At 49.9% G+C, this 13,220-nt stretch carries 11 protein-coding genes; 8 read left to right on the top strand and 3 right to left on the bottom strand.

Annotated features, from left to right (window positions below):
- Nucleotides 1-28: 28 nt before the first annotated feature.
- Both AEA42_RS04345 and metJ read right to left on the bottom strand, forming a co-directional pair.
- Nucleotides 29-772, bottom strand: a complete 744-nt coding sequence (locus AEA42_RS04345; RefSeq protein WP_055647068.1) for a sulfite exporter TauE/SafE family protein — start codon at nucleotides 770-772, stop codon at nucleotides 29-31.
- A 107-nt stretch (nucleotides 773-879) separates the two neighbouring features.
- On the bottom strand, nucleotides 880-1,194 hold the full coding sequence (metJ, locus tag AEA42_RS04340; protein WP_011073770.1) for a met regulon transcriptional regulator MetJ: 315 nt from the start codon (nucleotides 1,192-1,194) through the stop codon (nucleotides 880-882).
- Nucleotides 1,195-1,416: 222 nt separating this feature from the next.
- Between metJ and metB the strand changes: the two genes are divergently transcribed.
- The 3 genes from metB to metF all read left to right on the top strand — a co-directional run bounded on the left by metB (nucleotide 1,417) and on the right by metF (nucleotide 6,127).
- Nucleotides 1,417-2,580, top strand: coding sequence for a cystathionine gamma-synthase (gene metB, locus AEA42_RS04335; protein ID WP_055647080.1), 1,164 nt, complete (start codon nucleotides 1,417-1,419; stop codon nucleotides 2,578-2,580).
- 11 nt (nucleotides 2,581-2,591) lie between these two features.
- On the top strand, nucleotides 2,592-4,985 hold the full coding sequence (locus AEA42_RS04330) for a bifunctional aspartate kinase/homoserine dehydrogenase II (RefSeq protein ID WP_055647067.1): 2,394 nt from the start codon (nucleotides 2,592-2,594) through the stop codon (nucleotides 4,983-4,985).
- A gap of 248 nt (nucleotides 4,986-5,233) precedes the next feature.
- The gene (gene metF / locus AEA42_RS04325; protein WP_037422525.1) at nucleotides 5,234-6,127 is read left to right on the top strand and encodes a methylenetetrahydrofolate reductase; all 894 of its coding nucleotides are present in this window, start codon (nucleotides 5,234-5,236) and stop codon (nucleotides 6,125-6,127) included.
- A gap of 55 nt (nucleotides 6,128-6,182) precedes the next feature.
- Here the strand turns inward: metF and AEA42_RS04320 are convergent, their stop codons facing one another.
- Entirely contained in the window at nucleotides 6,183-8,087 is a 1,905-nt protein-coding gene (locus AEA42_RS04320) for a methyl-accepting chemotaxis protein (protein WP_156312300.1), read from the bottom strand.
- Nucleotides 8,088-8,306: 219 nt separating this feature from the next.
- On the opposite strand from AEA42_RS04320, the gene slyA reads away from it, so the two are divergent.
- The 5 genes from slyA to AEA42_RS04295 all read left to right on the top strand — a co-directional run bounded on the left by slyA (nucleotide 8,307) and on the right by AEA42_RS04295 (nucleotide 12,790).
- Complete coding sequence (gene slyA / locus AEA42_RS04315; protein ID WP_055647066.1) at nucleotides 8,307-8,780, top strand: transcriptional regulator SlyA; 474 nt, start codon at nucleotides 8,307-8,309, stop codon at nucleotides 8,778-8,780.
- Nucleotides 8,781-8,788: 8 nt separating this feature from the next.
- Nucleotides 8,789-9,862, top strand: coding sequence for an HlyD family secretion protein (locus AEA42_RS04310; RefSeq protein ID WP_055647065.1), 1,074 nt, complete (start codon nucleotides 8,789-8,791; stop codon nucleotides 9,860-9,862).
- Nucleotides 9,863-9,878: 16 nt separating this feature from the next.
- Nucleotides 9,879-10,907: a DUF2955 domain-containing protein gene (locus tag AEA42_RS04305; RefSeq protein WP_055647064.1), complete on the top strand. Its 1,029-nt coding sequence runs from the start codon at nucleotides 9,879-9,881 to the stop codon at nucleotides 10,905-10,907.
- 190 nt (nucleotides 10,908-11,097) lie between these two features.
- Nucleotides 11,098-11,724: a c-type cytochrome gene (locus AEA42_RS04300; protein WP_037422540.1), complete on the top strand. Its 627-nt coding sequence runs from the start codon at nucleotides 11,098-11,100 to the stop codon at nucleotides 11,722-11,724.
- A gap of 10 nt (nucleotides 11,725-11,734) precedes the next feature.
- The gene (locus tag AEA42_RS04295; protein WP_055647063.1) at nucleotides 11,735-12,790 is read left to right on the top strand and encodes a c-type cytochrome; all 1,056 of its coding nucleotides are present in this window, start codon (nucleotides 11,735-11,737) and stop codon (nucleotides 12,788-12,790) included.
- Nucleotides 12,791-13,220 lie beyond the last annotated feature (430 nt).

Raw genomic sequence — 13,220 nt, 5'->3', positions numbered from 1 at the left:
GCTGCGATTGGTTGCAATTGGCAGGAGATTATTGCGGTAATAACTCAATCACTGATTTGACCGTGAGCACTAAGGCGCTGATAGCGCAGAGGGCTAAGGTCGCCATCTTGGTCTTATGTTTATCCACATTTCCTACCAGTTTGCCTGCCACGAGATAGCCTAACAATACCGAGGGCAATAGCATTAGCGACAGCCAAAAGTGCTTGATTTCGAGTAGGCCCGTCACCCCAAGAATCGCCAAGGCAATGGTCGAACTAAAGATAAAGAAGGCCGATAACGCCGCGCGAAACTGCGAAGCATCCTTACCCGCCAATAAAATCGCCATCGGAGGGCCACCAATGGCGGCGATATTGCCAAAGATCCCCGAGACGACTCCCGCGCCAAATAGCGTCGCTTTGTTCACCGGTAGGCTGAATTTATACAGGCTCAGCACCACGGCGACCGCCACAATGGCCGCAATCGCCAAACCAAGAATCGGCTGCGGCGCAAACAGTAATAGGCTAGCACCGATAAAGCCACCGGGTACTCGACCGATGAGCGCGTATTGCAAGCCATTGAATTCTAAATGGCCGCGTTCACGCAATAGGGTGAGTAGCGCGATGGAAAATCCCATCACAATCACGGGAGCGGGCACTAATTGGGGATCGACGATATACAGCAACGGACTGGCGACCACTGCTAAGCCAAACCCAATCAGACTCTGGGTGAGGGCACCTAAAAACACAATCACAGACGCAATAGCGAGCGTTTGTGGATCGATCAAGGAGAACATAGGATTCCATCAAAACAAAATAGGGATCGTTACTTTAACCCACCACGCCGGATGAGCATTAACGATCCCTCATAATTAGTTACGGCAGGATTATGGGCGCTTAAGCGTTATTCCATGTCTTCCCACTCGATCCCCATTTCGTCCATCAACCGCTTCGCTTCAGCGGGGATGCTGTCTGGGCACTCTTTCGACAGATCGGCATCATCAGGCAGAGGCTGGCCGGTGTAGGCATGCAAAAATGCTTCGCACAACAGTTCGCTATTGGTCGCGTGGCGCAGGTTGTTGACCTGACGACGCGTGCGTTCATCCGTGAGGACTTTTAGCACTTTGAGCGGAATAGACACAGTAATTTTCTTTACTTGTTCATTCTTCTTGCCATGTTCAGCATAGGGGCTGATGTATTCCCCATTCCATTCAGTCATTGACTCACCTGTTATAACGCTAAATTCGGGGCAGATTTTAAACCCTTACAGATTACAGTCAAATTATTGCTACTATTTCTTAGCGATTGCAAACAGATTTCTTTATGTTTAGACGTCTAAACGTCTTAACGCCTATTGACGATACCACTGGGCTTAGGTACATTTAGACGTCCAGACATCTCTTTGCGAACTTAGGAGTTCCCGATGACCGCAGGCAAATTAGTGACCGAGCGTCAATTAGCCACATTGGCAGTGCGTCAGGGTATCGAAAGCGATACTCAATATGGCGCCGTGGTGCCGCCAATTTACCTGTCGACGAATTACGCCTTCGATGGTCATAAAAATCCTCGCGAATTTGATTACAGCCGTTCCGGCAATCCTACCCGCAGCATCTTAGGCGATGCCTTAGCTAAGCTGGAAAAAGGCGCAACCGGTGTAGTGACTTGTACTGGCATGGCAGCCATTACCTTAGTGACCACTTTACTGGGCCCAGATGATTTACTGGTGGTGCCCCACGATTGTTACGGTGGCTCTTACCGTTTATTTACTAATTTGGCGAAAAAAGGCCAATTTAAATTGCTGGTGGTCGATCAAACCGACAGCCAAGCGCTTGCGCAAGCGATTGCCCAGCAACCTAAAATGGTGTGGATTGAAACCCCATCCAACCCATTACTGCGGGTGGTTGATATCGAAGCTATTGCCAAGGCAAGTCATGGTGTGGGCGCGTTAGTGATAGTGGACAATACTTTCCTGTCACCGATTTTGCAGCAACCGCTATTGCTCGGCGCCGATATCGTTATCCACTCCACCACTAAATACATTAATGGCCATAGCGATGTGGTGGGCGGCGCGGTGGTCGCCAAAGACCCTCAACTCGGTGAGACCTTACATTGGTGGTCGAACACCTTAGGCTTAACCGGTTCTGCCTTCGACAGTTATCAAACCCTGCGCGGCCTGCGTACCTTAGCTGTGCGCATTCGTGAGCACCAAAGTAATGCCGAGCGGATTGTGGACGTGCTGACTAATAGCCCAGTGGTCAGTAAAGTGTATTACCCTGGTCTTGCGGATCATCCAGGCCATGCTATTGCCGCCAAGCAACAAAAAGGCTTTGGCGCTATGCTGAGTTTTGAGCTTAAGGGCGGCGAGGCCGAAGTGGTCGCCTTTTTAGATGCGTTAAGTTTATTCAGCGTGGCTGAGAGTTTAGGCGGCGTCGAGAGTCTCGTAGCCGTGCCCGCGACCATGACCCACAGGGCGATGGAGCCGCAGGCGCGTTTTGAAGCTGGCATTAAAGACACCCTATTACGTTTGTCGGTTGGTATTGAAGATGCCGACGACTTAGTTGCAGATATTCAAGCAGGATTGGCCGCCGTAGCGGCTTGTCATTAGAGGAATAATAGATGGCACGTTGTCACTTACATAAATTTGGTGGTTCCAGCTTAGCCGATGCCGATTGTTACCGCCGAGTCGCCCATATTCTGTTAACCCATGGCCACAGTGATGATCTGGTGGTGGTGTCTGCCGCGGGTAAAACCACTAACTTTTTATATAAATTATTGTCCCTGCGCGATAGCAACCAATTATGGCAAGAAGAATTACAAGTCCTTATCAGCTATCAGCAAGGCTTGATTGAGCAATTATTATCTAACGAGCAAGCGCGGGATTTACGCGAACGTTTAACCACTGATAAAGCTCAGTTAATCAGTCTATTATCTTTAGATGTACGCAATGATTACCAAATTAACCATGTGGTGAGTTTTGGTGAGCGTTGGTCGGCGCGCCTGATGGCAGCGCTGCTGCGCGAATCGGGCGTGGCCGCAAGCCATGTGGATGCCTGTTCGATTCTTGTGGCCGATGAGGCCGCCGTACCGCAAATTCGTGTGCAAGAATCCCGCGCCAAAGTGCAAGCCTTACTGGCCGCACACCCTAACGAGCGCCTAGTGATCACCGGTTTTATCTGCGCCAACGAGCGTGGCGATACCTTGCTATTGGGTCGCAATGGCTCTGACTTTAGCGCCAGCTTAATTGCTAGCCTTGCCGACATTGAGCGCGTGACCATTTGGACCGACGTTGAAGGGGTCTTTAACGCTGACCCGAATAAAATCAACGATGCAAAATTACTCAAGAGCATGTCCCTTGCTGAAGCCGACCGCTTGGCGCGTTTAGGCTCACCTGTGTTGCATTCACGCACTTTGCAGCCGCTGTTTAACACTGAGGTGAGCCTAGCTGTGCGTTCAAGCTACGCCTCCCATACCGACTTTACCCTGATTGCGCCGCACAGTTCCTCAGCGAGTGCGCCCGTGGTGACCAACCTCAATGCCGTGGTGTTATTTGGCTTTAAGATTGCGGGTGATGTCGCCAGTCTGCTCGAGCAATTAGTCGAAGCGGGATTAACACCACTGGCCCATTGGGTATCGGCGCATCAACGGCTTGAGCTTGCCTATACCGCTGAAAACCAAAAACAAGTACAAAAATTATTGGATGCGCAGGCCGAAGCCCTCGGCATTAAAGATCTGCAAATTAATACCGAACTCGGTTTAGTGGCGTTGGTGAGTGCCGATGCCGAGCATTATCGCCGCAGCTTTGCCCGTTTACTGAGTCGTGATGCTAAGCCCTTGTTCAGTGGTGACTTAAGCCTGGTGACCTTAGTGCCACAGTCGCAGGTTAATCTGCTGACCCAAAAAGTGCATCGCCGCTGCGCTGGACCGCGCAAACGCATTGGCGTATTGCTGCTGGGCGTGGGCAATATTGGCGAGGCGTGGGTGAAGCTGTTTAAGTCAGTCTCTCCCTCGTTAAATCAAGAGCTTGAAGCGCAAGTCGAGTTAGTCGGTCTGGTCACTTCCAGTAAAGCTTTGATTAAGTCTACGGGGGTGGATCTGGAAAGCTGGCAGCAGGAATTTGATAACGAAGCCACTCCTTGGCAGTATGAGCATCTATTTGAACAATTAGAACAACTTAACTGCGATGAACTGATTGCATTAGATATCAGCGCCAGCGCCAGTTTAACTCTGCAATACCCAGAGTTTTTCGAGCGTGGCATCCATATGGTCAGCGCGAACAAACTGGCGGGTTCAGGCCCGCTACCGTTTTACCGTGAACTGAAAGAGCAACTCGGTTATCGCCGTCTATTCTGGCGCTATAACGCCAGTTGCGGCGCGGGTTTACCTATTCAACATGCCTTAAACGATCTGCGTAACAGCGGTGATAGTGTTGAAGCCGTGGGCGGGATTTTCTCTGGCACTCTTTGCTGGTTATTTGAGAAATACGATACCAGCAAACCCTTCTCCGAATTAGTGATTGAAGCACGTGGTTTAGGGATTACCGAACCCGATCCTCGTGACGATCTTTCTGGTCGCGATATGCAGCGCAAGTTGCTGATTTTAGCCCGTGAAATCGGTCTGGAAATCGAGCTTGAGGATATTGAGCTGCGCTCCTTAGTGCCTGCCCATTTAGCGGATATTCCACTGGAGCAATTCCTTGCCCGTATCGGTGAGCTGGATGATGAATTGCTGCAACAATACGGCGCAGCGGCGGAACAAAACAAAGTGCTGAGATATGTCGCCTCCTTGGATAATAGCGGCGCAGTCCTTAAAGCCGAGGTGGGATTACAGTGGATTGATGCGAGCCACCCCTACGCCAACCTCACGCCCGGTGACAATGTGTTTGTGATCCGCTCAGCCTTCTATCAAGGTAATCCTTTGATTATCCGTGGACCTGGTGCGGGCCGCGAAGTGACGGCAGCAGCTGTACAATCGGATCTAACACAGATCTGCCGCGATCTGCTGCAAGAATAGATTTAAATTCAAAAGCTTAAAGGACTCATTTGAGTCCTTTTTTATTGGCGAAGATAAGGACTAAAATCAAGGTGATCAACGAGGGATAAGAAAATGCCAAAAATGGGGATTTTTTGGCTTGACTTAACAGCCAGTTTCTCTAGTATATGGACATATAGACGTCCAAACGTCCATATGGATTAAACTACTGCATTAATAGTCGTACCAGTCGCGATAAGTGTCGCACTCGGGCGGTTGAGGAAATACACATGGCTTTTCATCACGCACAACATTCACATTCGCTAAACCAAAGTTTGTCTGAACTTAATGGCGATATTAATGTTTCTTTTGAATTTTTCCCGCCATCAACCCCCGAAATGGAACAGATCCTGTGGAACTCTATTCGTCGTTTAGAGCCGCTGAATCCTAAGTTTGTCTCAGTAACCTATGGGGCAAACTCGGGCGTGCGTGACCGTACCCACGGCGTAATTGAACGTATTCAACAAGAAACCAACCTAGTTGCTGCGCCGCACTTAACCTTAGTGGATGCGAGTGATGAAGAGCTGTTAGATCTGGCAAAGCATTACTGGAAATCGGGTATTCGCGACATAGTGGCGCTGCGTGGCGACTTGCCTGCGGGCAGCCCAAAACCGACTCGCTTTGCGGTGGATCTAGTGCGCCTGCTGCGTTCAGTGGCCGACTTTGATATTTCGGTCGCCGCTTACCCAGAAGTGCACCCAGATGCGGCTAACGCTCAGGCGGATTTGATTAACCTCAAGCGTAAAATCGATGCCGGTGCGAGCCGTGCAATTACCCAGTTTTTCTTCGATGTGGAATCTTACCTGCGTTTCCGTGACCGCTGCGTTGCGGCGGGGATTGATGTCGAAATCGTACCCGGCATTCTGCCCGTGACTAATTTTACCCAGTTAAAGCGTTTTGCGGGTATGACCAATGTGAGCTTACCAAGCTGGTTACATAAGCAGTTCGATGGCCTTGAAAATGATGCCGGAACCCGTCAGCTGGTGGGCGCAAACGTGGCGATCGATATGGTGAAAGTGTTGTCCCGCGAAGGGGTGAAGGATTTCCACTTCTACACCTTAAACCGTGCGGAATTGACCTATGCGATTTGCCATACCTTAGGGGTTCGCCCAAAGGCGGTATAACGTTAACAGCATAAAAAAACGCCGCTATTTAGCGGCGTTTTGTTTTGCTTGAATCCTAAATCCTAAACTGAGCGAGAAGTGTGGTTAAGCGCATCGACAACTGTGCTAACTCGTCTCCTGCCCGCGCCGTTTGCTCGGCACTCTCGGTGGCATTGGTCGTAATATCATTAATATTATTGACGTTTTTATTGATTTCCGCCGACACAGCACATTGCTCGTTGGCAGCGCTAGCGATTTGAATGTTCATTTGACTAATGGTGGATACGGCTTGGGTAATGGCTTCGAGCGCTTCCCCCGCCTCGTGCACCAACGAAACACAGTTTTGCGTGGTGGCGGTACTGGTATTCATGGTACTGACGGTGGATTTGGCACTCTGTTGCAAGGCTTCAATCATCTGCTGAATTTCGCTGGTTGAAGCTTGAGTACGGCTGGCGAGCGTACGTACTTCATCAGCTACCACCGCAAAACCGCGGCCTTGTTCACCCGCACGGGCAGCCTCAATGGCGGCATTGAGGGCGAGCAAATTGGTTTGATCGGCAATATTACGGATAACGACTAATACCGAGTCAATCTGCGCGGTATTACGCTCGAGTTCGTTGATGGCCGTGGCGGCATGGGCTATTTCATCCGCCAGCAGACTTATAGTCGAAATGACCTTTTCAACCAGCAACTTACCATGTTCAGTTGACTCGCTGGCGTGGGTTGCTGCGTCGGCGGCATCAGTCGCATTGTGGGCAACTTCTTGTACTGTTGCCGCCATTTCATTCATGGCGGTGGCGACTTGTTCGGTCTCGAGGTGTTGCCGTTTTGCCATTTGCTGAGTTTCATGGGTAATGGCAGACATTTCTTCGGCCGATGTCGCCAGTAAGCTGGTAGAGTCAGAGACTTGAGCAACAGTCGCGTGGATTTTCTCAGCAAAGCGGTTAAAGGCGAGTGCAAGTTGCGCAATTTCGTCTTTACTCTTCACTTCAATCCGGCGGGTTAAATCACCTTCACCTTCGGCAATGTCATTGAGCGCATTGGTTGTTTCGGCAATTGGGCGGGTAATGCTCTTGGCGATAAACCAGGCAATCGCGGTGCCAATTAGGAAGGCGATAAAGCCTATCATGATGAGTTTAAAGCGAATATCGGACATCGCTTGCTCAGAATGGCTTCTGTCCAGTGCAATATCCAGCACACCAAAGGTTTTGCCCGAGTAGTCTTTCATCCCATGACGATACAGGGCGTAGCTCTTGCCGTCTAAATCGATGGCGCGAATCACTTCAGTACCTTGCATTACCTTGTTGAGTTCGCTGGAGGCGCTGGTGTCGGTGGTAAAGGTGCCACCAAAGGGGACAAAGTTGCCATCCTTAGGCAGCAAAAGTGTTATCTCTGCTTGGTAGGCATTTTTAAAATTGTCGAAGAAGGGCTGGCCAAATGACATACCAAACTCCACCGAGCCCGTATGTTGTCCTTGGTAATTCATCGGCACGAGACCGCGGATGCCTAAGCCTTCAACCCCGTATTCTAAGCCGCTGAGGGGCTGTTTTTGGGTGTTAGTTTCGACAATGGTTTTACGAATTGCGGTGAGGTCATCACCAAATTTTTCAGGGCGATGCAGGCGTAAAAACGAGGTCGCGGGTGGGGTGTGAAACTGAAATTGCTGCACGGCAAAATCTTGTTTAAGGCGCGTAAATAGCGGTTGAGTGCGTTGAAGTAGTGCTTCACGGTCGCGCTCGGCAAAGTTACTTTGGATCTCAGGTGTGAGTGAGATTAAGGTTGCCATCGCCTGTGCTCTTTGTCCCGATGAGACGATATTTGCCACCGCGGTTTCGTATAACTTATGTAATTCCCGTTGTTCAGACTCCCTTATTTGGCGACTGAATTCCGATAGCACCAGCGGCATGATAAAGCTCATCACCGCAAATAGCAGTAGGCTGATGCCTAACACTATCCGAGTGCTAATGTTTAAATTCTTCACAGTAAACCTCCCAGTATTCGTATGCCTGTCTGAATATCTTTTTGAATATTATAGAGATACTGCTTTTTATATTTGCGAGCGGGTGAACCTTTTTCAGTTGTTTTTCGGTTTTTTGCGGATTTCGTGGCAGCGTGCACAGATCTTTTCTGAGCAGAAAATATTTACTTAGCCTGCTAACTAAGTATAATGCTTAGCAGGCTAAGTAAATGAGTAAGCATCATGTATAAAGAACTCGAGCGCTTAAAGGAGTTATCCCTCGCGGAACATTTAGGTCGCCTGCACCGCTTATGGCGTACCGTGGCGGATGTGGAATTAGCACCACTTGGGTTAACCCATCCTCGATGGACCGCGTTGTGGAAGTTATTGCGTCTAGGTGACAACGTGAGCCAAAAGGTGTTAGCGGATGCGCTGGAAATTGAATTGGCTTCTTTGATGCGTACCTTAGGGCAACTTGAGGAGCAAGGTTTAGTCGAGCGTCATTGCTGCACTAAAGATAAGCGCGCCCGAATCGTGTCGCTAACACCCGCCGGTAAAGACGTATTAAAGCAAGTCGAAGCGCGGATTATCCATGTGCGCGGTGAATTATTAGCGGGCATTAGCGCCTCTGAGCTTGGCGAGTTTGAACGCATCATTAGCCTAATTAGTGAAAACGCCTTGGCCAAGTTGACCAAGAGCACAGATATTCTTGAGTGAGAAATAAGATGACACCGGATCAACAATTTGCCCGTCTTGTCAAAATCGCCATGCTCGGTTTTGTGGCCGTGTTTGGCTATTTTATGTTTGCCGACACTATGATGCCATTAACCCCACAGGCTATGGCAACCCGTGTAGTGACTAAGGTGACTCCACAGATCAGCGGCAAGATTCAAACGATTAATGTGAAAAATAACCAAGTGGTCGCCAAAGGCGATTTACTGTTTCAAGTCGACCCTGCGCCCTTTGAGTTGGCTGTGTCACATGCCAAATTGGCCCTAGAACAAGTGCGTCAGGATAATGCCGAACTTGATGCTGCACTCTTAGCCGCTAAAGCAGAAGTGAATGCGAGTGTGACGACTGCACAACAAAAACGCCGCGAGGCCAAACGTTTAGATGCACTTTATGCGACCCATGGCGTTTCGCAGCAGTTGCGTGATCAAGCCGATAGTGATGCGGACGCCGCCGAGGCGAATGTGTTAGCCGCTAATGCTCGCCTCGATAAACTCAAAGTGAGCCGTGGTCTCTATGGCGAAGATAACCTTAGAGTTCGCCAAGCGATGAATGCGTTAGAGCAAGCTGAGCTGAATCTGTCTTACACCCAAATCCGTGCCGACCAAGATGGAGTGGTGACCAACCTGCAACTTGAAGTGGGCAGCTTTGCCGCCGTGGGTCAGCCATTACTCGCCTTAGTTTCTGATAAATTGGATATTATTGCCGATTTTCGTGAAAAAACCTTACGGGGCGTGAATGCCGCTTATCCCGCATTAATCGCCTTTGACGGTGAGCCTGGTCGTTTGTATCACGCCCAAGTGAGCAGTGTCGATGCAGGGGTGAGTGCGGGGCAGTTTGATGCCAATGGTCGTTTAGCCGCGCCGCAGGAGTCAGACCGTTGGGTGCGTGATGCGCAGCGCTTAAGACTGCACTTAGTCTTAGATGACAGTGTGTCAGACAACAGTGCAATGAATAACCTACCCGCAGGCGCGCGTGCTACTGTGCAATTGCTGCCCGACAATACGCTGTTTAGCCTGCTAGCCAAGGTGCAGATTAAGGTCATTAGCCTGCTTCATTATATCTATTAATATCAAGGCAATTTGCATGTTGTTACGCCACAGCCCATTAACCGCCAATGACTTACGCCAGTGCTTGCGCATTGCCACTGGCGGTACCATTGGTTTTACCCTGTGTAAGCTATTTGGTTGGAGTAATGGGGTGTTTTTTACTGTAACCCCAATGTTATTACTGGGTTTAGTCCCTGTGATAAGTGGCCATGCGGTAAGGCAATTATTGGCATCATCTGCCATTGCGGGGCTTGAAGTCGGCCTGCTCGGAGGCTTCTTCGGTAGCCACCCAGGCATAATGACACCTATTGTCTTTCTGCTGTTTTTGTATCGTTTTGCGGCGATGTCCCGCGGTAGCCTGTTCCTCTTTGGTGCCAATGGCGTGCTGAGTTTAAGCATTATGCTGCACTTTGCCAGCTATCCGGGCACAGATCTGAATGATCTGATTTTTAGTAACTTCTGGGCGACAGGGCTATCAGTCATTATCGCCTATTTAATGACTGCACTTTGGCCGGATGTTGAACCCCGCGCCGCCTATCAACCCGGCCCTAAGGCGCCGCACCGTATGCGCCATGAGGCGTTGCTCGGTGCCAGCATTGCCACGCTCTCTTTCTTAGTGTTTCAGATTTTCGATCTGCGTGATTCGATGTCGGCGCAGGCAACCACCTTGCTACTTTTATTCCCCATGCATTGGAATGGGGCGTTGGATTATGCCCGTAAACGTGCCATTGGCACCTTGCTTGGGGTGTCTTTTGGGGTGATGGTGCAACTCTTTCTCTACGATTGGTCAGGATTGTTGATCCTGATTGTACCGCTGCTGTGGCTTGGCTTAATGTTGTTTGCGCAGGCCCATGTGAAGGAGGCGAGCGGATCGGGTGTCGGTTTTGGCGCCATGACGACGTTAGGGATTTTGTTTGGCCAATATTTAACTCCAGGTAACGACTTAATTTTTAGTGCCCTGTATAGGGTGAGCAGCATTTTTGTGGCGATAGTGGCGACGTTATTCCTCTGTTATCTGCTGCATAAGTTATTGAATAGCTTTGAAGCGACCCGATTTGGTTACTAAAAGGTTAATATTAGATTTTTTTAATGCTTGTTCCGCTTCCGTGCAAGGAGTATGGTGTTTTGATGCGTTTAGTGTGGGCTAAACGTAGAACGCACCACTCAATTATCTCTTTTTTAGCGACCTTGGTTTAGCCGTTAACGCGGTTTTTCAAGCGTTTTCGTGTGATTCAAGGTTTGTTCAAGGATAGAAAATGAATAATAAAATTAAAACATTAGCCAAAGGCATCGCGCTCATTAGCGGCTGTGCCTTGACCTCTGTCGCCATCGCTAACACGGCAACTATCCCGCCAGCGGGACAAATCTGCGTGACTTGCCACGGCGTCGAAGGTGAGGGCATTGAGCCACTTGGCCCTCGCTTGGCCGGACTCTCAAAAGAATATATCACCACCCAATTACAACATTTTCAGGCGGGTGTACGCCAAAACGCGACCATGATGCCGATGGCGATGACACTGCAAGGTGATGGTATTGAGCAAGTGGCGAGTTATTTCTCCGCCAAATCTCCTAAGACTGAGATTAAGCCTGTGCTTAGGGGCGAACAAATCACCTTTAGCGATGATACCGCGCGCTTAGCCTATCAAGGTGATTGGTCTCGCGGCTTACCAGCCTGTGTCACATGCCATGGCCCCTCTGGATTAGGTGGCGGTTTGTTCCCGCGTTTAGCGGGTCAGCAGGCCAGCTATATCAAGACGCAACTGTTGGCGTGGCAAGCTGGCACACGTAAGGGAGATGTGGACGGCATGATGGCCAATGTGGCTAACAAGCTGACCGCCGCCGAGGTGGATGCCTTAGCGAACTACTTTGCGAATTTGAAATAAGGAGCCGACCATGAAATCTTCTGCCATCTTACTATTGGTCGCAATGGGCGTGCTGACAACTCAAGTGCAAGCGGCGCAAGAATTACCTGATAAACAGGCGCCATTGCCCTCAGTCCCTAAAAACCCAGATCAAACCTATCTTACGCCTAGACCCTTAAGCGCGATTCCCGAAGGTGCCTTCGGCGATAAAGTACGCTTGGGTTATCAGTTATTTGTGAATACCCAGCAGTTAAGAGATAAGTATGTGGGTAACGAGCTTAACTGCGCCAACTGCCATATGGATGCGGGCCGTAAGGCGAATGCGTCACCGGTGTGGGGCGCCTATTTTGCCTATCCCGCGTATCGTAAAAAAGACGATAAAGTAAATACCTTTCAAGAGCGGATACAAGGCTGCTTTAACTATTCGATGAATGGTAAAGCCCCCGCTGCGGGCAGCCCCGAACTGGTTGCGCTATCGGCCTATGCCTACTGGTTAGGGATGAGTGGTTTAATGGATGCGGCGAACCTTGATGGCCCTGTACCAGAAATCAGCGATGCCGAATTGGTTAAAGGCGCCAAACGTGAGGATTTCTCGCTGCCAGACGCCCTAGCCAAAGCCATGACAGTTGAGCAACGCGCAAATCTGCCGGGCCGTGGTTATCCTGAGATCCCAAAACCTGAACTTGCGTTCTCACCCGAGCGTGGCAAAGCCGTGTATACGGCCCACTGCCAAGCGTGCCATGGCGCCGATGGTCAAGGCCAAGCAATTGCTGGTGTTTACTCTCTGCCACCATTATGGGGCCCAATGAGTTACAACTGGGGCGCGGGGATGCACAGGGTCAATACAGCCGCATTCTTCATTTATGAAAACATGCCTTTCGGTAAGAGTATGCAGTTGACTAACCAACAAGCTTGGGACGTTGCCGCTTATATCAACTCCCATGAACGGCCACAGGACCCACGCAATAAGGGCGATGTGAAACAAGCGCAGGAAAAATACCATAATGACAATGACTACTACGGTGTCGACGTCGATGGCAAAGTGCTTGGCACCAGCTCTTATCCGGTGTTTCCGAAAAAGTCGTAGTTGAGTCGCTCTCATTCAGTGCTCGTGTAATGAAATAAAGCGAGTCACTGGATGGGAGGTTTATAAAATCGCCTTTTGGTGTTCAGTGAATATGTGAGTCATAGCGGCCTAACGGCCGAGGTGAATCAAAGTCGTGGGTCTTCACCCCACACCCGACCAAGGAGGACTGCTCGTCCTATCCTCCTTGGATTCTCCAAGACGCCCCTAGCGAAGTTACATGCATTGGTTACTAGCCTTGGTCTTATGGATAAATTGCTATCGCTTCCGAAGGCAACGTCCCTGTACCTACGAAAGCTAGCCGGACATATATGGACCCATCCGGTTTGCAAGACATTCGATAACGATTTTGAGAAGAGTTCATTGCACCCATATATCCGGCCTGTTATTGAGGGATCCCTCTGGCCCTGATGGATATCTGCTTCTACAGTCC

The organism is Shewanella sp. Sh95, from assembly GCF_001308045.1.
Lineage (GTDB): Bacteria > Pseudomonadota > Gammaproteobacteria > Enterobacterales > Shewanellaceae > Shewanella > Shewanella xiamenensis.
The sequence above is the reverse complement of the archived record's forward strand: the minus strand, read 5'-3'. Positions and strand labels throughout refer to the sequence as shown.